Below are 21,263 nucleotides of genomic sequence, written 5' to 3' on the forward strand. Positions count from 1 at the left end.
CATGAATCCCATCCACTCCCCTCAACCCCGCCTTTCCATACGCTTGCTTGGCGAGACGCGGCTCGTGCGGGACGGGCAGCCCTGGGGCGGAAAACTGTACGACAAGGTGATCGCCCTTCTGGCCTACCTGGTCGCGGAGTCAGACCGCAGCCATCCACGCGAGCATCTTTCTGCCCTGCTTTGGCCCGCCCTGCCCGCCGATGCGGCCCGCACCAACCTTCGCCAGACCCTGTACTACCTGCGACAGGTCTTCGGTCCCGAAGCGAACGAACTGTTGCATGCCAGCCGCGAATCGGTACGTTTTCATTACTCGACCTCGCACTGCTGGATAGACCTCAAGAACCTCACTGAACAAGCGCCGACTTGTAGCAAATGCCCCACAACGCCCGGATCGCCGCCCTGCGAACCTTGCCTGGCCCGCTTCAAGGCGCGTGCCGATGCCTACCAGGGCGAATTCCTGGCCGGACTCTCGCTTGCCGATGCGCCCGACTTCGACATATGGCTGGATGCCCAGCGGCACAAATTGCGCGGGCACGCCTTTTCGTGCGCCGAGCGGCTTCGCAACGCCTATGAAACATTGGGCAGGCTGGGGCCGGCCCTGGCTTACGCCCAACGCTGCGTGCAGCTCGAACCCTGGAACGAAGCGGGCCATCGTGAACATATGCGCCTGCTGGCGTGCAAGGGCCAGCATGGCACGGCCGAAACGCTCTACGATGTGTATCGCGACGCACTCGCGCGCGACCTCAGCGTAGAACCCGATCGAAGCACGCAGGCCATGTTCGAAACCATCCACAAGCGCGAGGTCGAACCCGAGGCCCCGGTGCAGGCTCCGGCCGAACCGGAGCCCCCGCAGGCGGCGACGGGGCGCCGGCAAGCCACGATACTATGCTGCCACGTCGACCTGCCAGGCGGCGCCGCCGCCGACAATCCGGAGCAACTGGCCGGGGCCCGTTCGCTGTGCGCGGCGATACTGCGCCGCCATGCCGGCCACATTACGCTGGGGCAAGGTGGATACATCTACGCTTATATTGGCTATCCCGAAGCGTGCGAAAACGCCGGCGAGCTTGCCATACAAACCGCGCTCGAACTGCAGGCTCGCTTCTCGAAGCAATATCGCCTGCGTGCGGGCATTCACACCGGAATCATTCTTGCCGGCTTCGATCCGGCCCTGCCCGACATTGTGGGAGACGTCTCGACAGGGGCCTGGCGGCTTTGCAGGCGCATGCAGAAAAGCGGGGTCGTCATCAGCGACGCCACCCGGCGCCTGCTTCACGGCCGTTTCAAGGTCGAAGCCCTGAAGCCCCTGAAGACAGATGGCGAAGGCACCCATGAAGCGGGCGCGTCCGTGCCGACCTTCAGGCTCGTCGACTCCAGACAGCCGTCCGGGCCCGGCGAATCGTTCAACCCGCCCGCGCCCATGGTGGGGCGCAAGGCCGAATTGCGCCGCCTGAGCGATGCCTGGGAACAGGCCTGCTGGGGCAACCCCCAATTCCTGGTCGTGCGCGGCGAAGCGGGCATAGGCAAGACCCGACTGGCCCTTGCCCTGCGCGACACCATCGCCCCCGTGAATACCGCTGTTCGTCATCTGCATTGCTTTCCAGAGCACCAGCACACACCCCTGTACCCCATCATCGCCCTGTTCGAATCCGCCATGGGCTTTCGGGTGGACGACACCCGGCAGCAGCAGCGCGACAAGCTCGACCGCTATCTCGCCCAACACCACGGCGCCGTCGCGGACGAAGCCAGGCCCATCCTCATGGACATGCTGTCGATCGCACCTGACGACGCGCCCGTGCTGCCGCCACGCCAACGCAAGCTGCAGACACTCGACATGATCCTGACGCTGCTCGACAGCCGGGCCGCGCGCCAGACGGTGCTTCTTGTCATCGAAGATGCGCATTGGCTCGACGTTACCAGCCTCGACCTGCTCGAGCGCCTCATCAATCGGCAAGACCGGGTGGCCTTGTTCACGCTGGTCACCGCCCGGCCCGAGTTTCGTCCCGCCTGGCTGAAGGGAAACTCGGTGTTCGACCTGGCCCCATTAGGCAACGAGCACATTGCCCGGCTGGCACGGTCGACCTCCAGAAACCTCTCTCGCCAAGCCGTTGAGCGCATCGTGGAGCGAGCCGACGGCATTCCACTGTATGCGCATGAAATGGCCCAGCTTGCCGCCGATACGGCCGACTGCGAGGCCATACCGGCCAGCCTGAACTACCTGCTTCTGGTCCGGCTCGAAGCGGTACCCCAGGCCCGGCGCACCATGCAGCTGGCCGCAACGCTGGGCCGAAAATTCGAGCGCGGCCTGCTTCAACGCATCGGCCGGCTCGACGACCAGAAACTGGACGAAACCCTGGCCCAACTGGTCGAGGCCCGCATCATCGCGCCCGCGCAATCGCGGGTCGACGCCTTCCAGTTCCATCACGCACTCATCCAGGAAGCCGCCTACAGTTCGCAAATCCAGTCGGACAGGCAAGAAGCCCACCGAAGGGTGGCGCTGGCCCTCGAATACCACTACTGTCAGCGCGCCGCACAGCAACCGGGCGAAGTCGCCCGGCACTACACCGCGGCGGGCTGCACAAGGGCGGCCATACCCTGGTGGCTGCGCGCGGGCCGCCAGGCGCTGGCCGTTTCGGCCTGTGCCGAAGCCTCCGGCCATCTTCACGCGGGCCTCGACCTTATTCCCACCCTGCCGCGCGACAAGCAGCGCGACGCCATGGAAAGAGAACTGCTTCTCGCGCTGGGCCAGGCCCTGCTGCTGCTGCGCGGGTATGGATCCGAAGACGCGGTGGAGGTTTACGATCGCGCGCTGGCGCTGGATGCCGACACCGTGCCCATCGCCCAACGCTTCGAGATACTGTGGGGCCAATGGATGGTGTCCAGCTCGCGCAAGGGTTCCAGCTTTCTGAAGTCATGGGAGCTTACCCAGCGCCTGCTGAAGCTGGCGCGCGACAGCGGCGATGCCGATCTGCTGGCCCAGGCCTATTCAGCAGCCGCCAACATCACCTTATGGCGCAACCAGCTCGACGAGGCCTGCCGCTACGCCCAGGCCGCCGTGGATCAGCCCGCCGGCTCCTGCCGCGGCACGCCCGAGGGCCTGGACCCGCGCGTTACCAGCCTGGCCCATCTTTCATGGGCGCATTGGCGCGCCAACCGCATCGGCCAGGCCCTTGCCGCCAGCCGCCAATCGCTCGAGATGGCCCGGGCCCGCAACAATCCCGATACGCTTTGCTTTGCATTGGCCTTCGCCGCCCTGCTTCACCGCTTCCTGGGCAATGCCGATACCGCGGGCCGCTTCGCGCGCGAATTGCGTCTGCACGCCGGCCTGTACGAACTGGCGCTGTGGCAAGGCATAGGCGACATGCTGATGGCCTGGAAGCACGCCCGCGAGGGTAGCGAAGAAAGCCTGCCCAGGCTAAGGGCCTGCGTCCAGGGCATTCTGCAGGTGATGCCCGGCGTGGCCGTCATGTTCTTTCATGCGCTGGCCGAAGCCTGTGGCCTTCTGGGCCGCCATGACGAGCAACTGCGCGCCATCGACGAAGGCCTGCTCGCCGCGCGACGAGTACACGAAGGTTTCTTCAGCTCGCTGCTCGAGCAGATGCGCCACGAGTGCCTGGCTCATCGAATACCGCGATAGATTCGACGTGACCCGTATGCGGAAACATGTTGACGACGCCGGCCGCGCTTAGCTGGTAGCCGCCCTCGTGCACCAGAATTCCGGCATCGCGGGCCAGGGTGGCGGGACTACACGAAACATACACCAGCCTGCACGGACGCTCTTGCGGCCCCAGGGCGGCCAGGGCACGCGACACCGCTTCGGCCCCTTCCCGGGGCGGGTCGATCAGCATGCGGTCGAAACGGCCCAGGCCACGCAGCCATTGGGCGTCCACGGTAAACAGGTTCAGGGTGGTGAAGCGCGCGCTGCCGGCCAGGCCGTTCTGCATGGCTGCGGCGGACGCCCTGTCGACCAGGGCCTGGCTGCCTTCGATGCCCACCACCTCGCGGGCCCGCGTGGCCAGAGGCAAGGTGAAATTTCCCAGGCCGCAAAAGAAGTCGGCCACCCGATCCGAGGGCTGGACCTCCAGCAGGCCAAGCGCCCGTGAAATCAGGGCCCGGTTGATCTGGCTGTTGACCTGGGTAAAGTCGGTGGGCCGATACGCCATGCGCAAGCCGAACTCGGGCAGGAGATAAGCCAGGGCGTCCGTATCGCGGCGCTCGAGCGGATGCACCGTGTCGGGGCCCTTGGGCTGCAGCCACCACATTACTCCATGCCTGTCGGCAAAGGCGCGCAGCAACTGAAGGTCGTGTTCCTCGAGCGGCTCCATGTGGCGCAACAACAAGGCGGTGCCCTCATCGCCCACCGCCACCTCGATCTGAGGAATGCTCTTGGGGATGCTCATGGCGCCTATCAGCGCGCGCAAGGGGGTCAGCAGCTGCGACACATGGGGAGGCAGCACCAGGCATTGCTCCATATCCGCCACGTAGGCGCCCCGCTTCTCGCGAAAGCCCACCAGCACCCCGCCCTTCTTGGCCACCAGCCGGACCGAGAGCCTGGCCCGGTAACGGTAGCCCCAGGCGGGGCCATGCATCGGCGTCAGCACCTGCTGCGGCTTCACTTTGCCGATGTGGCCCAGCGCATCTTCCAGCACACGTTGCTTGACGGCAACCTGGGCGGCGGGCGTCAGATGCTGCATGGCACAGCCCCCGCATTGCCCGAAATAGCGACAGGCAGGCTCCACCCGCTGGGCCGACGGCTTGAGCACATGCTCTGTGCGGGCGACATCGAACGAGGGCTTGCGCCTGGCGATGTGCGCCCGCACCCGTTCGCCCGGCAAGGCGCCCTCGACGAAGACCACTTTGCCATCGTGGTGCGCCACGCCCCGGGCTTCCAGATCCAGGGACTCAATATCAAGTACTTCGGACATAAAAAACAATTCTGCCGCAAGAAAAAGTCAGGAGCGAATTGTAAAGGACACGAAACCGTCGCGCTTTCGGGCGGTTTCCGCATGGCGCGGCAGCCCCCCGGCACATGGCGGCGCGGCGGGCGGCATGGAGCCTTTCAAGACAGTGCTGTCGTGTCCGGCATAAGGGCGAGAAAACGGCGCCCGGCTTGAGAAAGCATCGGGCGCCGCGATCCGCGTGGCGCGGCTTCGTGCCGCGCCGCTATTGTCGACAAGGAATCAGGACTGGGTCGTTGCCGGCTGTGCGGCCTTCTCGGCCGGAGCCTTGTCGCCCGCCTTGTCCTTGGCGGCGCGCCGTTCGGCGTGCTTCTTCATGAACTCGGCGCGCTTCTCGGCCTTTTCGGCAAATTTCTGGGCCACGAGCTTTTGCTGCCCGTCATCCAGCGAATCCCACAAGGCCAGCCATTTCTCCGAGGTTTTCTCGCGCTGCTCGGCGGCTGCCTTGTGCGCCGCTTCGGCTTCCTTGAGTGCGGCACGCGGATCGACCTTGCCAGCCTTGAGCGCATCGACGCGCTCCTGGCGCTTGTCCTTCATGGCCGCGAATCGCTCGCCGCGCTGCGCCGTCTGGGCATCGCGCGCCTCTTGCAGCAGCTTTTTCTGGCTGTCATTCAGCTTGAGGGCTTCGACGGATTTTTCACCCAGGGGGCCATAGCCGGGCACGAGCATGGCCGCGCGATGCTGATGATGGTGGCCGCGCATGTGCTTGTGATGATGCATGGACGAGTGCCCGTGCGCCCTGCCGTCCGGCTTGGCGCCGGGGGCCTGTTCCGCCGCGGGCGTGGCGGGAGCGGTCGATGCAGGCTGGGCCAGCGCCACGCCCTGCATGGAAACAGCGGCGGCAACGGCGGCGAGCTTGAGAATGAGAGCGGTGTTTTTCTGCATGGTGGTTTCCTTCTTGCCTTCTTGGATAGGAGTCGCCATTGTCGACCCGAAGCAATTTCGGAACTGTTTCACCGCCGGGGAATTGTTTTCAGCCGATTTCAGGCGCGCCACGAACAGCCCGCAAGCACATGCGCAGAGGAATCAGGCGTTCCAGACCGCCATGTATTCCTTCCAGTGAGCGGCATCGCTGGCCGAAAGCGTTTCGCGCACCAGGTCGACCTCGGCCTCGTAGGCGGTTTGGTCGAGCTCGCCGCGCAGGAAGCGGAAACGGCAATACACCAGCCAGGTATTCACGACGTCGGTTTCGCAATAAGCGCGCACCTCGTCGGCCTGGCCGCTGGACCAGGCGCGCCACACCTGGCTGCCGTCCATGCCCAGCTTGCCCGGAAAGCCGCACAGCTTGGCCAGGTCGTCGAGCGGAGCGTTGGCCCGCCCGTTGTACTTGGCCAGCAGGTCCATCAGGTCGATATGCCTGTTGTGGTAGCGGCTGATGTAGTTGTTGAACTTGAAATCGCGGTCGTCTTCGCCGGTGTCCCAATACCGGGGCGCCTGCACCCCGTGTATGAGGCTGCGGTAATGCAGCACCGGCAGGTCGAAGCCCGAACCGTTCCAGCTGACCAGCCGTGGGGTGTAGCGTTCGATGGTCTTGAAGAAACCGCCTATCAGAGCGGCTTCGGGATCGTCGGCCTGGCCAAGTGTCTTGACGCGAAAGCCGTTGTCGTCGCGAAAGACGCAGCCCACCACCGCGATTTTATGCAGGTGCAGGGGCAGGAAATCGCTGCCATGCGATTCCAGGCGGGCCTGCAGGGCCGCTTCGATAACCTGCTCGTCGGTCATGGCCGGGTCGTAGCTGCCCAGCGTGCGCAAGCCCTGCGCGTCGGGGATGGTTTCGAGGTCGAAGACCAGCGTGGGCGTCATCGCTTGGGCAGGTAGGAAAGCGGGTCGACGGGCGTGCCGCTGCGGCGGATTTCAAAGTGCAGGCGGGGCGAGCTGGTGTCGGTCTGCCCCAGCAAAGCGATTTTATCGCCCTTGGAGACTGAATCGCCCGACTTGACCAGCAGCTTGTCGTTGTGGGCATAAGCGGTGATGAAGCCGTTGCTGTGGCCCAGGAGAATGAGATTGCCCAGCCCACGCACCCCATTGCCCGCGTACATGACCTTGCCCGAGGCGGCCGCAATCACCGGGTCGCCGACCTGCCCCTGGATGTCGATGCCCTTGGTGTTGGAATTGAAGCCCTGGATGATCTTGCCGCTGGCGGGCCAGCCCCAGGAAATGAGGTTGGCGTCGGACGCGCGCGTGGGCGTGGGCGGCTCGGCGGGCGCCACCGGGGTTACCGGCAGGGGTGTGGCCGTTGACGGCGAGGTGGCCGGCGCCGGCACGCTGCTCGACAGGCGCAGTGTCTGGCCCACACGCAACTGGCTGGGATCGGAGATGTTGTTCAGGCTGACCAGCGTGGAGACATCCATGCCATGGCGCTGCGCAATCTGGTACAGCGTGTCACCCGGCTTGACCACGTAGGTGCCGGTGGCGGGCGCGGTATCGGTCTGTCCGCCCGACATGTCGGTGACCGGTGCGCGCGTCGTTCTGGACGCACAACCCGCCAATATCGCCAACGCCAACAACGAAGCAATCACCAGGGCCTGGCGACCATGCCGGGATTGAGTCGAAGTTGTGACGACAGACGAGGACGTCGCTGAATGCATAGGGCTCTCCTAAAACCAGAAACTTTATGATTGCGTGCCGGCCCGCAGCGGTACGAATCGGACGGACTCGAGCTCTTGGCGCCGCCATGTGGCCGGGCCGGTTCGTTCGATCAGCACGAGGCGCTGCGTTGCGCCGCCCTCGGGAGCGATGAGTCGCCCGCCGATGGCTAGCTGTTCAAGCAATGATGCAGGGATTTTAATACCTGCGGCTGCCACAATAATACCGTCGAAAGGTGCGCTGCTGGGCAAACCCGCCATGCCATCGCCAAATGATAGCCGTACTCTGGCGGCCAGTCGAAGCGTGCGCAAATGAAAGCGCGCCATGTCGTAGAGGCCCCGGATGCGCTCGATCGCATAGACCTCTTTGACCAGCTGGGCCAGTACGGCGGCCTGGTAGCCGCAGCCGGCCCCGACCTCGAGCACCCTTGTAGGCATGCGCTCTTCGCACAGGGCCGCGATCATCCTGGCCACCACCCAGGGTTGCGAAATGGTCTGCCCGTAGCCGATGGGCAAGGCGGCGTCTTCGTAGGCCCGGCTGGCCAGGCCTTCGTCGACGAATACGTGCCGGGGGACGGTCAGCATCGCGTTCAGGATTCTTTCATCTTGTATTCCCTGGTTACGCAACCTCTGCACCATGACGGCGCGCTGGCGGTCGGAATTGAGCCCCAGGTTGGCGGTGGCGGCGGCCAGCGGGCGCACCGGCGTGGCGGGCACAGGAAGGCGGCCCGGCATCGTGGCGATGCGGGCATTGCTATTGGTGGTGGAGGGCCCGCCGCCCAGGCTGGAGCGCCCGAACCTGTTCATGGTGCCCGAGGCAAAGGGAAAACGATTTACCGGTTTGCTCATAGGGGTTCGGCCCAGGCCTTCAGGTGAGACAGCTGCTCGTAGTGGGTAAGGTCGAGGCGCAACGGGGTAATGGACACCGCATGTTGCTCGATGGCGCCGAAATCGGTGTCGGCGGCAGAGTCGGACACCAGGCCCACCGGCCCTATCCAGTAGACCGGATCGCCATAGGGAGTGCTGCTTTTTACCACGGGTTCGGACGGATGGCGCTTGCCCAGCCTGGTAACGGTGAAACCCTGCATTGCTTCGTACGGCACGGCGGGAATATTGACGTTGAGCAGCGTGTTGCCGGCCAATGGCTGGGCGATCTGGCGCTCGACCACCTGCCGCGCCACCCGGGCGGCGGAATCGAGATGTTCCCAGCCTTTTTTTACCAGCGAAAAGGCGATGGCCGGGATGCCGAACAGATAGCCTTCGGTCGCGGCCGCCACGGTGCCCGAATACAAAGTATCATCGCCCATATTGGCGCCGTTGTTGATGCCCGAGACAACCAGGTCGGGACGAAAGTCGAGCAGCCCCGTAAGCGCAATGTGCACGCAGTCGGAAGGCGTGCCGTTCACGAAGTAATAGCCGTTGGCTGCCTGGCGCACCGAAAGGGGCCGATTCAGCGTAAGCGAGTTCGAGGCCCCGCTGCAGTTGGTCTCGGGTGCGACGATGGTGAGTTCGCCCAGCCCCTTCAGGGCCGCCACCAGGGCCTCGATGCCCTCTGCGTTGTAGCCATCGTCGTTAGACACCAATATGCGCATCGTTACTTCCAGGAAACTCAACTGAACGTAGCCAATTGTACCCGGTCGTTTTATCGTTTTGGCCGGGCCGCGCTAGAATCTAGCGCAGTCACTCAGGAGTTCCCAAGTCCATGCCGCCGTCGTTTCTCGTGCTTGCCATTCTCGCCCTGGTCGCCTTGGCCTATGTGCTGGGTTCCATTCCCTTCGCGGTGGTGGTCAGCCGCATCATGGGGTTGAGCGACCCGCGTAGCTACGGCTCGAAGAACCCCGGCGCCACCAATGTGTTGCGTACAGGCAACCGTACGGCGGCTGCGCTTACTTTGCTGGGCGACGCGGCCAAGGGCTGGGCCGCGGTGTGGCTGGCCTCGCTCGCAGTGCGGCACTGGGGCCTGCCGGGCTATGCCGTCGGGCTGGCCGGCGTCGCGGTCTTTTTGGGGCATGTGTACCCCCTGTTCCTGAAATTCAAGGGCGGCAAAGGCGTGGCCACCGCCTTGGGCGTGCTGCTGGGTTTCCAGCCCTGGCTGGCGGCGGCCACGGTGGCCACCTGGCTCATCGTGGCCTTTGCCACCCGCTATTCTTCCCTGGCGGCCATCGTCGCGGCGATTTTTGCGCCCCTGTATTATCTTTTTGGCGGCAACATCGCCTGGCGTTTCGAGGGTGCTATCTGCCTGGCCGTTGTCGTGATCAGCGTGCTGCTGTGCTATCGCCACCAGGCCAATATCGCGCGGCTGCTCGCGGGCAAAGAAGACCGCATCGGCAAAAACAAGGGCTCCGCAGAAAAGGGGCACCCAGGGCCGCGGCGACGCAGTGGCGGCAGAAAACACTAGGTCTAGAGCCCGGCCCTGAAAGCCACGCCGCAGCCGGCTGCTCAGGCCTCGGCGGGCGCCGCCTGCTCGTGAAGATCCCACCGGGGACGCACGGTAAACGCGTGCCCCCGGTCGGCCAGGTCGACCAGCCCGGCCCGCACCCGCTGGGCCGCGGCAAAGGCGATCATGGCGCCGTTGTCGGTGCATAGGTCCAGCGGCGGGAAATAAACCTCGCCCCCCAGTTTCTTCATGTCGTCGACCAGACGCTGGCGCAGCAGCCGGTTGGCCCCCACGCCGCCCGCCACAACCAGGCGTTTCAGGCCGCTGCGCTTCATGGCCTTGATGGCCTTGCCGCCCAGCACGTCGACAATGGCGGCCTCGGTCGAGGCGGCCAGATCGGCCCGCTGGCTTTCGGTGAGGCCGCCGGCCTGCCCTTCAAGGGCCTTGAGGCGGGTAAGCACCGCCGTCTTCAGGCCGCTGAAGCTGAAATCGAGATCGGGGCTGTGCAGCATGGGGCGCGGCAGGTCGAAGGCGGCCGGATCGCCCTGCTGCGCCAGGCGGGAAAGCGCCGGCCCGCCCGGATAGCCCAGCCCCAGCAGCTTGGCTGATTTGTCGAAGGCCTCGCCGGCCGCGTCATCGAGCGTTTCGCCCAGCAATTCGTAGCGCCCCACTCCCTCGACCTTCATCAATTGGGTATGCCCGCCGGACACCAGCAGCGCGACGAAGGGAAAATCCGGCGCGGGCGTGGCCAGGAGGGGCGAAAGCAGATGGCCCTCGAGATGATGCACCGGGATGGCGGGCAGCCCCAGGGCCCAGGCTATGGATTGAGCCACGCTGGCACCCACCAGCAGCGCGCCGGCCAGCCCCGGCCCGGCCGTATAGGCGATGGCGTCCACGTCTTGCAGTGTGAGCCTGGCTTCGTCCAGGGCCTGCCGGGTAAGCGGCAGCACGCGCTGGATGTGGTCGCGTGAGGCCAGCTCGGGCACCACGCCCCCGTAATCGCGGTGCATGGCGATCTGGCTGTGCAGGCTGTGAGCCAGCAAGCCGCGCTCGGTGCAAACCAGCGCCACGCCGGTTTCGTCGCAAGAACTCTCGTAACCAAGAATAATCATGATGTGCAAATGTACAACTGGGCGTAAAACAGCCTTAGAATGCTGGCTGTCGGACCAGAATCAATAAGTCATAAAACCAAACCGCTTTATGGGGATGAGCCAATGCTAGAAAAACTTTTCAAGCTAAATGAGCACAACACCGATGCACGCACCGAAATACTGGCCGGGATAACTACCTTCCTGACCATGTCGTACATCATTTTCGTCAACCCGGCCATATTGTCGACCACGGGCATGGAGCACAGCGCCGTGTTCGTCGCCACCTGCCTGGCCGCCGCACTGGGTACGCTGATCATGGCCTTCGTGGCCAACTGGCCCATCGGCATGGCGCCCGGCATGGGCCTGAACGCCTTCTTTGCATTCACGGTGGTGGGCGCAATGGGCTTCACCTGGCAACAGGCCTTGGGCGCGGTGTTCATTTCCGGCGTGATATTCGTCATTCTAACCGTTACCGGCATTCGCTCCTGGCTGATAGAGGGCATTCCCAAATCGCTGCGCTCGGCCATCGCCGCCGGTATCGGCCTGTTCCTGGCCATTATTGCCCTGGGGCCCAATGGCGCGGGCATCGTGGTGCCCAACGAGGCCACCATCGTCGGCCTGGGCGACCTTACCTCAACCCCCACCCTTTTTGCCATTCTGGGCTTCTTCATCATTGCCGCCCTTGACGCCCTGAAAGTGCGGGGCGCCATCCTCATCGGCATCCTCATCATCACGGTGCTGTCGATGCTCACTGGCAACAACGAGTTCCACGGCATCTTCTCGTCGCCGCCCAGCCTTGCGCCCACCTTCCTGCAGCTCGACATCATGGGCGCCCTGCACATGGGCATCGTGCACGTCATCCTGGTCCTGGTTCTGGTCGAGGTCTTCGACGCCACCGGCACCATGATAGGCGTGGCCAAGCGGGCCAACCTGCTGCCCGAAGGCAAACCCAACCGCCTGGGCCGCGCGCTGCTGGCCGACTCCACCGCCATCGTGGGCGGCTCGCTGCTGGGCACCAGCAGCACCACGGCCTACATCGAAAGCGCCTCGGGCGTTCAGGCGGGCGGCCGCACCGGCCTTACCGCCCTGACCGTGGCCGTGCTGTTCCTGCTGGCATTGCTGTTCTCGCCGCTGGCCCAGTCCGTGCCCGGCTATGCTACGGCCCCCGCCCTGCTTTATGTGGCCGGCCTCATGCTGCGCGAAGTCGCCGAGATCGACTGGAACGACGTCACCGAAGCCACTCCGGCGGCCATCGCGGCGCTGATAATGCCCTTCACCTACTCCATCGCCAACGGCCTGGCCTTCGGCTTCATCAGCTATGTGGTGCTCAAGGCCATTACCGGGCGCGTGCGCCAGATTCACCTGGCCACCCTCATAGTGGCGGTGCTGTTCGTAATAAAGTACGCCTTCTATCCTGAATAAGCAGGCGGGGCGGGCCAGTATCGGCCCGTCCTTTGCCTGCCGCCCAACGGCAGTTTTTTCGCCCTGGCTCGGCCCCGGGCAGAAAAAAATGTACACTGGTATTCAACGAAGCATTCTTGCAACTGGCGGCCTTTGATAGGCCGCCTTTTTATTCAGGATACTCCATGAGCACCATAGAACTCACCAAGGACACATTCGAGGCGGCCATCCAGAGCGACAAGCCCCTGATCATCGATTTCTGGGCCCCGTGGTGCGGCCCCTGCCGCAACTTCGCACCCGTGTTCGAGAAGGCGGCCGAACAGCACGACGACATCACCTTCGCCAAGATCAACACCGAAGAGCAGGACGAACTGGCCGCGGCCATGCGCATCCGCTCCATTCCCACCCTGATGGTGTTTCGCGAGCGAGTCATGCTGTTCAACCAGGCGGGCGCACTGTCGGCCGGCCAGCTCGAAGAACTGATCACCCAGGTAAAGGCGCTGGACATGGCGCAGGTTCACGCTGAAATCGCCCAACAGGAAAACCAGGGCGACCAGCAGTAAGCAGATCGGTGGCCAGGCGGCGCCTGGCCACCGATCTGCGGCATGGGAATGGAACAGCACGGCAGCGTACCGCTCCTGCGCGGGCAAGCATGCCGGGCCTCGGTGGCTACCCTGCCCCTTTGACGCCGATTTCGCCCCGGCCCCGGGTCAGGTCGATGAACAGCTCCATGAAAGCGTGCGCATGAGCGCTGGGCAATGCCAGTTGCCAGGCCACGCCCTCGGCATCGAAATCTTCTGCCGCCACCGTTACGTCAAGACCGGCGAATTTTGACTGGATCAGCGCCATGTCGCCGAAGGGGCAGCGGCAGGCCAGCATGGTGCGCGGCACGATGGGCGCCTTGGGCGCCAGCCTGAGGCACTGGGCCGCCGCGCCGCCATAAGCCCGCACCAACCCGCCCGACCCCAGCTTGACACCGCCAAACCAGCGCACCACCAGCACCACTGCCTGATCGCACTGCTGGCCGTCGATGGCCATCAGTATGGGGCGCCCCGCCGTGCCTCCGGGCTCGCCGTCGTCGTTGAAGCGATAGGCGTCCCCCACCCGATACGCCCAGCAATTATGAGTAGCCGAGACCACGCTGTGCGTCGCAATGAAATCCAGGGCCTCCTGGGCCGAGCCGGCAGGCCCCGCCATGGCCAGGAAGCGGCTCTTCTTGATTTCTTCTTCGTGGGCATGAAGGCCTTCCAGCGTATAGAGCATGACCGGACGCTACAGCCGCAGGTTCAGCCGGCGATGCCCCGCGATGCGAGGTAGTCGTCGTAGTTGCCCTGGTAGTCGATGATCTCGCCCGTGGGCAGGATCTCGATCACGCGAGTGGCCAGGCCCGACACGAACTGGCGGTCGTGCGACACGAAGAACAGCGTGCCTTCGTATTTTTCAAGTGCATACTGCAGCGATTCGATCGATTCCATGTCGAGGTGGTTGGTGGGCTCGTCGAGCAGCATGACGTTGTGCCGGCCCAGCATCAGGCGCCCGAAGGTCATGCGGTTTTTCTCGCCGCCCGACAGCACCTTGACAGGCTTGACGATGTCGTCGGCCGAAAAGAGCAGGCGCCCCAGCACCGCGCGGATGGACTGGTCGTCGTCGCCCGGCTGGCGGTAATCGTCCATCCAGTCGAACACGTTGCTGTCCGATTGGAACTGATCGGAGACGTCTTGCGCCATATAGCCCAGGTCGGCGCTGTCCGACCACTTGACCGTGCCCGAGTCGGGCTGCAGCTTGCCGCCCAGCATGCGCAGCAAGGTCGTCTTGCCCACGCCATTGGCGCCGATGATGGCCACTTTTTCGCCCGCCTCGATCATGGCCGAGAACGAGCCGATGACCGGCTGGTCGTAGGCCTTGGAGATCTTCTCGACCGTGACGGCCAGGCGATGCATCACCTTGTTCTGCTCGAAGCGAATGTAGGGGTTCTGCCTTGACGAGGGCTTGACCTCTATCGTTTCGGCCTTGATGCGGTCTATCTGCTTGAGCCGCGAAGTGGCCTGGCGCGATTTCGACTTGTTGGCAGCGAAACGCCGCACGAAGTCCTGCAGGTCGGCCACGCGTTCTTTTGCCTTGGCATTGACCGCGGAGATGCGCTCGCGCGCCTGGGCGGCCGCCAGCATGTAGTCGTCGTAGTTGCCCGGATACACGCGCAGCTCGCGGTAATCCAGATCGGCCATGTGGGTGCAGACCTGGTTGAGGAAGTGGCGGTCGTGGCTGATGATGATCATCGTGCTGTCGTAGCCGTTAAGCACGTCTTCGAGCCAGCGGATGGTGTTGATGTCGAGGTTGTTGGTGGGCTCGTCCAGCAGCAGCACGTCGGGGTTCGAGAACAGCGCCTGGGCCAGCAGCACGCGCAGCTTCCAGCCCGGCGCGACTTCGCGCATGGGCAGCTGGTGCTGCTCGGTGGGAATTTCGAGGCCCAGCAGCAGCTCGCCGGCGCGGGCCTCGGCGGTGTAGCCGTCGTACTCGGCAAACTTCGCCTCGAGATCGGCCGCACGCATATAGTCTTCTTCGCTGGCGTCGGGGTTGGCGTAGATGGCATCGCGCTCGGTCATCGCCTGCCACATCTCTTCGTGGCCCATGAGCACGACGTCGAGCACGCGCACGTCTTCGTAGGCGAACTGATCCTGGCGCAGCTTGCCCAGCCTCACGCCGGGCTCCAGCGACACATTGCCCGCCGAAGGTTCGAGATCGCCGCCTATGATCTTCATGAAGGTGGACTTGCCCGATCCGTTGGCGCCGATCAGGCCATAGCGGTTGCCATCGCCGAACTTGACGCTGACGTTTTCAAAAAGCGGCTTGGGGCCGAACTGGATGGTGAGATTAGCGGTGGAGATCAATTGAAACCGTATAGATAGAAGAATTCGGGCGTGCTGGGATCGGCCGCTGTGGCGCCGACCCTTCGCCAAATGAAAGATGGGCCAGAACAGCCCATCGTACTGATGCAAAGAGCTAGTGTATCAAGTTTGGTCGCGCTGGCGGCCCCTGCTGGGGGTCAGTTTGCCAATCCAGCAAAACGGGACCCCGTATGATGGAAGAATGCGGTCCACAGATAGGTCAACACCGTTTGCCAGTTTCGGTCCAGGCTATGCCCGTCTTTGGGAAACGCATACAGAAGATAGGGGCTGGTGCCTGTCGCCGTATTCTGCAGGGTGGCGGCGTACTTGTAGCTATGCGCGGGCATGACGCGCCCGTCCGATTTGCCCGTGAAGACATACGTGGGCGGATACGCCAGCGGCTTCACGTTATGCAGTGGCGAGAACTTCATCAGATTCTCGAACTCGTCCTGCCTGGTGGTGACACCGTAGTCGGCATGCCAGCCAAAACCCGACGTGAACTTGTCGTAGCGCACCAGGTCCAGCACGCCGACGGTGGGAAAGACGACGCTGAACAGATCGGGCCGCTGCAGGGCGACGGCCGCGGTGGTCAAGCCCCCGTTCGACTCGCCCTGAAGCGCCAGCTTGCCGGGACTGGTCAGCCCCTGCCCGATCAGGTGCTCGGCCACCGCCACAACGTCGTCATAGGTGTTCTGCTTGTTCAGCAAGCGGCCCGCCTCATGCCAGTCGGAACCCAATTCGTTTCCGCCCCTGACCTGGGCCACGACATAAATGCCCCCGCTTTCGAGCAGCGGAATGGCCTTTTCCTGAAACCCGGGCGTCAGCGCAACGCCAAAGCCGCCGTAGACGTAGATGAGGCTGGGCGCATCGCCCGACGGCTGCAGGCCCTGCTTGTGCGCGATGTACACAGGCACCTGGGCGCCGTCGGCACTGGTCACGACAAGTCGCCGTACCTCGTACAGGTTCGGATCATAGCCCTCATAGCGCCTTGTGGCTCCCCGCGTGGCTACCTTCGTAGCCGGGTTGTAGCTGAAGCCGGTCGAGGGCTGGGCCAGCGTCGAGAACCAGTAATTCAATATCGCCTGGCCATCAAGATCGGCGCAATACATGCTCGATACGGCGCCAAGACCCGGCAGCGGGATCTCGTCGACGCCCGCCGCGCTGTAATGAAACAACCGGCTGCTGCCCAGGTCGAGGTGCTCGGCGTAGTAGTCGCTGCCACATGCCACGATCTCGTTGACGTACACCGTTTCGCCCGGGGCGCTGCGGGGCAGGATTTCACGCCAGCTTTCCGGCGAGGGGTCGGCAGGGTCGACTTCGATCAAGCGGTTGGACGCAGCGCCCTGAGTGGTGATCACCAGCATCTTGGCCGGGTCCTCGCCGCTTGGGCCCGCGAAGTTGAAGCTTTCCTGGTCCTCGGGGGTGCCAAGAAAGGCATGCGCCCCCTGTTCGGGGTGCGCGGGATCAAGCCGCAGTTGGCTGGACCGCATGTCTCTCACAATATTGATATAGAGCTGATCCTGATGCAGCGCACTGCCGATCTGGTCGAACTGCGTCCCTTGGAACCACGCCTGGCGTTCGCCGCCGGAGAAAGGCTGGTAGTAAAGCGTTTGAAATGTATGTGCAGACACATGAGGATCGGTGGTGCCTTTGGGCGACGCATAGACCACCCCATCGCCATACAAGGTGAATTGCGGCGAGAAGACGTGCGGTATGCGCAATATCAGCTGGGTGGGCTGCGCCAGGCTCACCACATGCAGCTCGACCAAGTCTGCAAAGTTGCGCTGCATCGCATACACTAGGTATCGGCCGTCGGATGAGACCTGGTGATTGATCAACTGGATGTCGTCATCCGGGTCAATGCGGAAATCGTCCGCGTTGATCAGGACCTTGCCCTGGTCGACGGCTTCGGGGCCGGAAGCAACATAGATGATGTTGTCGGCCGAGACGAAGCGGGCGTCGCGCCCGGGGATGAACTGGTGATGGCGCTCGCGCCGGACTTGCAGCTGATAGTAATAGTGGCCGTCGACGCCCTGCACACCTTTCACACGCTGGACGTCTTCCGGCTGGTCGATGTTCAGCGACCGCATGAGGGCGACATCAGGCGGCGGCGCGAACCAAGGCGCAATGCGTTTTTCAATGGCTTTGTAATCGGGCAAGGCAGTGATGTAGTCGGCCGTGAACCGATTTTGCGCCTCGACCCAATGGTCGGTCTGCTGACCGCGGATGTCTTCGAGCCAGCGATAAGGGTCGGCCACCACGCGGCCGAAATAGGTGTCGCTGTCGGAACCTGCCGTGGTATCCGGATAGACGAGCTCGGGCGGTGGCGGTTCGCTGTGCTCGTCCGAGCCCCCGCCGCAACCGGCCAATGCCAAAAGAGCAGAGAACGCCAAGGTGAAACGACATCTGAGCATGGAAAGGCCCCCGGCCTGTGTGAGTAATGGCGTATTCTATGTCATATTGATACAAAATATTTATCTTCTTGTCTTTATTTCATGTGCGGCAGCACACAAAAAAATGGCCCGCTTCAAGGCGGGCCAAGACGTGCTTTCGGTGTCAGTCGTGCTCGTGCAGCAGCAAATAAGCCATGCCGCCTTCGGTGGCAATACCTACCCGGCGGCCGACGGGCAATGTTGCCTTGACCTTCACGTGCCCATACGGCAGGCCAGTTACAACAGGCACCTTCACGTTCTGCCGCAGCCAGGCCACCACCGAATCAAGGTCGAAGCCATTGTCGCTCTTGCCCAGGCGATACTCCGTGAAGCGCCCCAGCACGATGGCCTTCTGCTTTGCCAGCACTCCCGCATGCAGCAGTTGCGACAGCATGCGCTCGATGCGGAAGGGATGCTCGTTGATGTCTTCCAGGAACAGAATGCCGCCGCGCAGGCGGGGCAGGAACGGCGTGCCGACCAGCGAGGCCACCATGGCCAGGTTACCGCCCCACAGTACGCCCCGCGCATCGACCGGGTCGGAATCCGCAGACTCGAAGCTCAGGATCTCCAGCTCGCCGCGCAGCGTTTCCGTGAACAAGGCGGCGGTCACATCGTCCATCTTGGCGGCGCCGAAGTCGAACACCGCCGTGGGCCCGGCCAGGCTTTCCGCCCCGGTGCGGGCAAGCAGCGCCAGGTTGAACACCGTGAAGTCGCTTTGCCCGATGAAGAGCTTGCCGCTTTCCGCCACCGCATTCCAGTCGATGCGATGCAAGAGGCGGCTGAGGCCATAGCCGCCCCGCGTCGCCATCACGACCGGATGCTTCTGCTTGAGCGCGCGCGTTATGGCGGCGAGCCGTTGCGCATCGGTGCCGGCGAACCGCTGATGCACCGCCAGCGCAGTGCGATCGAGGGCAGTCTTGAAGCCCAGGTCGGCAAGGCGCTCGCGCGCCAGTTCCACAGCGGCCGGGTCGGCGACCGCGCCGGAGGGGGAAATCAGGTAAATGCCCTTAGGGGGAGCATGGTGCGCATGTGCCATGGTCAAGTCAGGTATGTGTTTGGAATGCGGCAAAGTATAGTCGACGCTCCGGCGCCCCACAGCCCCACCATCGCCGTCACCCTCTTCGAGAGGCCCCCGTTTACTTGAATGTTTATTCCGGGGCCACCGGCTCGAGCTCGCGAGCGCACCTCACGACGGCATCCTCATCCGCGTAAACCCAGTCTCCGGGCGTAAACCGCACACCGCCGAATTGCAGGGTTTCGTCCTCGAGTCCGCCCCGCTCTGCTCCGCTACGCCTGGCCGTCGTTCCCAGGCTCTTCACCCCGATGTCGAGTGCTTCAATGCCTTGGCTGTCGCGAATGACTCCGTGGATCACGATACCCGCCCAGTTGTTGGCCACTGCAATGGACGCCAGGCGGTCGCCCAGAACACCAACTCGCATCGAACCCCCGGCGTCTACCACCAATACACGACCCTTGCCGGGATTCGACAGCATTTTAAGCACAGGGCGGTGATCCTCGTTGGCCAACACCGTAGCGCACGGCCCTGAAAACGCGCGCCGCTTTCCAAAGCTGCGGAACTGCAACTCGCACACCGATAACTCGTCGGGGAAAGCGTCGAATAAATCTGCGGTATTCAACATGGGGTTCCTTCTTCTCTTGAATGCATCAATAAACAAATATAGCTACGCACAGCGTTGCGAATCCTACCCTTGCCCGCGGTTAGGTGCCATATCGCCACGGTCAAACAGGCTATTCAAATTTCCATATGGCCACGAACCTTTTCCAGAGTTTATAGACCATTCATTAAATTCCATATGTAATTATTTACATAGGTCAAATATTACATTAGAATCGCCCCCAAGCTGTTCTTAGCCAACCATAAGAATCACTATTGGGTAGAGAGGACAAAATGCGTTCTATAGAAGTGCCAGTCATGATTGTTGGGGCCGGCCCGGTGGGTTTGGCGCTAGCCAACGAATTGAGCTACCGCGACATTCGCTATCTTCTTGTCGAGGCGACGGACGGCAAGGTTGTATTCCCCGCCGGCGAAGCGATCTTTTCACGAACCATGGAACACCTGCGCCGCTGGGGCATTGCGGATCGGGCTCGATTTCCTGATGAATTCCCCAGCAACTATCCACTTAACATTGGATTCTTCACCTCGATAGACGGACAACTGCTGGCCGCGTTTCCCGGCCTGACTAACGAAGCGATCCCCTCAGCCAGCAGCGCCATCTCTCCAGAAGGCCCGGTTATCTGTCCCAAGCGCATATTCGACCCGCTACTGCGCGACGCCGCGCTGGAAAAATCGAGCGGCGAAATCCGCTATCTCACCAGAATGGACAGTTTCGAACAGGACGAGGCGGGGGTCACGGCTGTCATCACCGACTTGCAAAGCGGCGCACAATGCTCGGTTCGCACGCAGTATCTTGTCGCCTGCGATGGCGGGCACGGCCAGACCCGTACCAAGCTGGGCATCAAATACACCGGTTCCTTTGCCCAAGGTCGCAATTTCGCCGCCTACTTCCGCTCTCCCGACCTTCTGGACAAGATAGTCGCGAGATACGGCGCCCCGTTCTTCCAGATGCATACGGTCAATACTCCGCGCAGGCCTTACCTGACCACGGTCGACGGCAAGGAGCTCTGGCGTTTATCGATGTACGTGCAGGAACACGAACAGATTGATCCGCTGCCCACGGTTCTGGCGTCCTTGGGCATGGATGTCAAGGTCGACATCATTCGCGCCCAACCATGGACCGGCCACATGGTCGTGGCCGAGCACTATGGCCAGGACCGGGTATTGCTCGCCGGCGACGCCGTGCACTTAAGATGGCCCAAAGGAGGGTTCGGTGCAAACACCGGTATTGGCGACGCCGTGGATCTAGGCTGGAAAATCGCCGCCCTGCTGGACGGCTGGGGCGGCGACAAGCTGCTCGCAAGCTATGAAGCCGAACGCAGGCCCATCGCCTTGCGCAACACATGCGAAGCGGCCAACAATTACAGCCTGGATCAGCTTATCCAACCCGATCCCGAGTTGGATGCCGCGTCCGCAACCGGTGTCTGGGCGCGTGCGGCAATGGCATCGCTGATCAACGACAAGCGGCGGCGCGAATTCAATACACAGGGCATCCAGCTAGGGTATCGCTATCGCGATTCGCCCATCTGCTGCCCCGACGGCACACCCGAACCACCGGATCATCCCGTAGATTTCCGTCCGTCTTCCTGGCCGGGCAGCCGCGCCCCTCATGCTTGGATCGCCGACGGCGTTTCCATCCTGGACCGCTATGGACACGGCTTTACACTGGTTTGCTTCGACCCCTCTATACCGCTCGATGCGTTTATTGCGGGTTTTAAGAAGAAAGCCGTGCCCATTACAACTCTGCAGGTCGAAAACGAGAATATTGGAAAGCTCTATGAGTACCCGCTGGCACTGGTAAGGCCTGACGGCCACGTAGCTTGGCGGGGCCTGTCCGTTCCGGACGACGTCCTGCGGCTTGCCGACCTGGTGCGCGGCGCGACCTAACGGCTGATGGGACT

The 21,263-nt window shown here is 63.2% G+C and carries 17 protein-coding genes; 5 read left to right on the forward strand and 12 right to left on the reverse strand.

Going from position 1 to position 21,263, the window contains the following annotated elements; translation table 11 throughout:
- The first annotated feature begins 1 nt into the window (after position 1).
- On the forward strand, positions 2-3,634 hold the full coding sequence (locus tag C7440_RS14165; RefSeq protein WP_017523346.1) for an AfsR/SARP family transcriptional regulator: 3,633 nt from the start codon (positions 2-4) through the stop codon (positions 3,632-3,634).
- Here C7440_RS14165 and rlmD read toward each other — a convergent pair.
- The 6 genes from rlmD to surE all read right to left on the reverse strand — a co-directional run bounded on the left by rlmD (position 3,576) and on the right by surE (position 9,132).
- Complete coding sequence (gene rlmD / locus C7440_RS14170; RefSeq protein ID WP_116519125.1) at positions 3,576-4,922, reverse strand: 23S rRNA (uracil(1939)-C(5))-methyltransferase RlmD; 1,347 nt, start codon at positions 4,920-4,922, stop codon at positions 3,576-3,578. The genes C7440_RS14165 and rlmD overlap by 59 nt on opposite strands.
- Positions 4,923-5,177: 255 nt before the next feature.
- Entirely contained in the window at positions 5,178-5,840 is a 663-nt protein-coding gene (locus C7440_RS14175; protein WP_017523344.1) for a hypothetical protein, read from the reverse strand.
- A 141-nt stretch (positions 5,841-5,981) separates the two neighbouring features.
- Positions 5,982-6,758: a 3'-5' exonuclease gene (locus C7440_RS14180; protein WP_017523343.1), complete on the reverse strand. Its 777-nt coding sequence runs from the start codon at positions 6,756-6,758 to the stop codon at positions 5,982-5,984.
- Positions 6,755-7,543: a peptidoglycan DD-metalloendopeptidase family protein gene (locus tag C7440_RS14185; protein ID WP_026067711.1), complete on the reverse strand. Its 789-nt coding sequence runs from the start codon at positions 7,541-7,543 to the stop codon at positions 6,755-6,757. Before C7440_RS14185 ends, C7440_RS14180 begins: the two co-directional genes overlap by 4 nt.
- 24 nt (positions 7,544-7,567) lie before the next feature.
- Positions 7,568-8,347, reverse strand: coding sequence for a protein-L-isoaspartate(D-aspartate) O-methyltransferase (locus C7440_RS14190; RefSeq protein ID WP_051019216.1), 780 nt, complete (start codon positions 8,345-8,347; stop codon positions 7,568-7,570).
- 38 nt (positions 8,348-8,385) lie between these two features.
- Positions 8,386-9,132: a 5'/3'-nucleotidase SurE gene (surE, locus tag C7440_RS14195; RefSeq protein ID WP_017523340.1), complete on the reverse strand. Its 747-nt coding sequence runs from the start codon at positions 9,130-9,132 to the stop codon at positions 8,386-8,388.
- Between the two features lie 110 nt (positions 9,133-9,242).
- On the opposite strand from surE, the gene plsY reads away from it, so the two are divergent.
- The gene (gene plsY / locus C7440_RS14200) at positions 9,243-9,938 is read left to right on the forward strand and encodes a glycerol-3-phosphate 1-O-acyltransferase PlsY (RefSeq protein WP_017523339.1); all 696 of its coding nucleotides are present in this window, start codon (positions 9,243-9,245) and stop codon (positions 9,936-9,938) included.
- Between the two features lie 41 nt (positions 9,939-9,979).
- On the opposite strand, the gene tsaD is transcribed toward plsY, so the two are convergent.
- Positions 9,980-11,029, reverse strand: a complete 1,050-nt coding sequence (gene tsaD, locus C7440_RS14205) for a tRNA (adenosine(37)-N6)-threonylcarbamoyltransferase complex transferase subunit TsaD (RefSeq protein WP_026067710.1) — start codon at positions 11,027-11,029, stop codon at positions 9,980-9,982.
- Positions 11,030-11,131: 102 nt separating this feature from the next.
- Between tsaD and C7440_RS14210 the strand changes: the two genes are divergently transcribed.
- Both C7440_RS14210 and trxA read left to right on the forward strand, forming a co-directional pair.
- On the forward strand, positions 11,132-12,430 hold the full coding sequence (locus C7440_RS14210; RefSeq protein WP_017523337.1) for an NCS2 family permease: 1,299 nt from the start codon (positions 11,132-11,134) through the stop codon (positions 12,428-12,430).
- A 164-nt stretch (positions 12,431-12,594) separates the two neighbouring features.
- Positions 12,595-12,972: a thioredoxin gene (gene trxA / locus C7440_RS14215; RefSeq protein ID WP_017523336.1), complete on the forward strand. Its 378-nt coding sequence runs from the start codon at positions 12,595-12,597 to the stop codon at positions 12,970-12,972.
- Between the two features lie 106 nt (positions 12,973-13,078).
- Here the strand turns inward: trxA and C7440_RS14220 are convergent, their stop codons facing one another.
- The 5 genes from C7440_RS14220 to rraA all read right to left on the reverse strand — a co-directional run bounded on the left by C7440_RS14220 (position 13,079) and on the right by rraA (position 19,366).
- Positions 13,079-13,672, reverse strand: a complete 594-nt coding sequence (locus C7440_RS14220) for an IMPACT family protein (protein ID WP_017523335.1) — start codon at positions 13,670-13,672, stop codon at positions 13,079-13,081.
- Positions 13,673-13,695: 23 nt separating this feature from the next.
- Positions 13,696-15,297 carry an ABC-F family ATPase gene (locus C7440_RS14225; RefSeq protein ID WP_017523334.1) on the reverse strand — a complete coding sequence of 534 codons (1,602 nt, stop codon included), beginning with the start codon at positions 15,295-15,297 and terminating at the stop codon, positions 13,696-13,698.
- A gap of 155 nt (positions 15,298-15,452) precedes the next feature.
- On the reverse strand, positions 15,453-17,708 hold the full coding sequence (locus C7440_RS14230; protein ID WP_083851212.1) for a prolyl oligopeptidase family serine peptidase: 2,256 nt from the start codon (positions 17,706-17,708) through the stop codon (positions 15,453-15,455).
- Between the two features lie 142 nt (positions 17,709-17,850).
- A complete protein-coding gene (locus C7440_RS14235) occupies positions 17,851-18,762 on the reverse strand; it encodes an LD-carboxypeptidase (RefSeq protein WP_017523332.1) in 912 nt (303 codons plus the stop codon).
- 112 nt (positions 18,763-18,874) lie between these two features.
- A complete protein-coding gene (rraA, locus tag C7440_RS14240; protein ID WP_017523331.1) occupies positions 18,875-19,366 on the reverse strand; it encodes a ribonuclease E activity regulator RraA in 492 nt (163 codons plus the stop codon).
- A gap of 269 nt (positions 19,367-19,635) precedes the next feature.
- On the opposite strand from rraA, the gene C7440_RS14245 reads away from it, so the two are divergent.
- Positions 19,636-21,249 (forward strand): FAD-dependent monooxygenase, encoded by a 1,614-nt coding sequence (locus tag C7440_RS14245; protein ID WP_116519006.1) that lies wholly within the window; start codon positions 19,636-19,638, stop codon positions 21,247-21,249.
- Positions 21,250-21,263: the final 14 nt, after the last annotated feature.

The sequence above is a fragment of the Pusillimonas noertemannii genome, assembly GCF_003096595.1.
Classification (GTDB): domain Bacteria; phylum Pseudomonadota; class Gammaproteobacteria; order Burkholderiales; family Burkholderiaceae_B; genus Pusillimonas; species Pusillimonas noertemannii.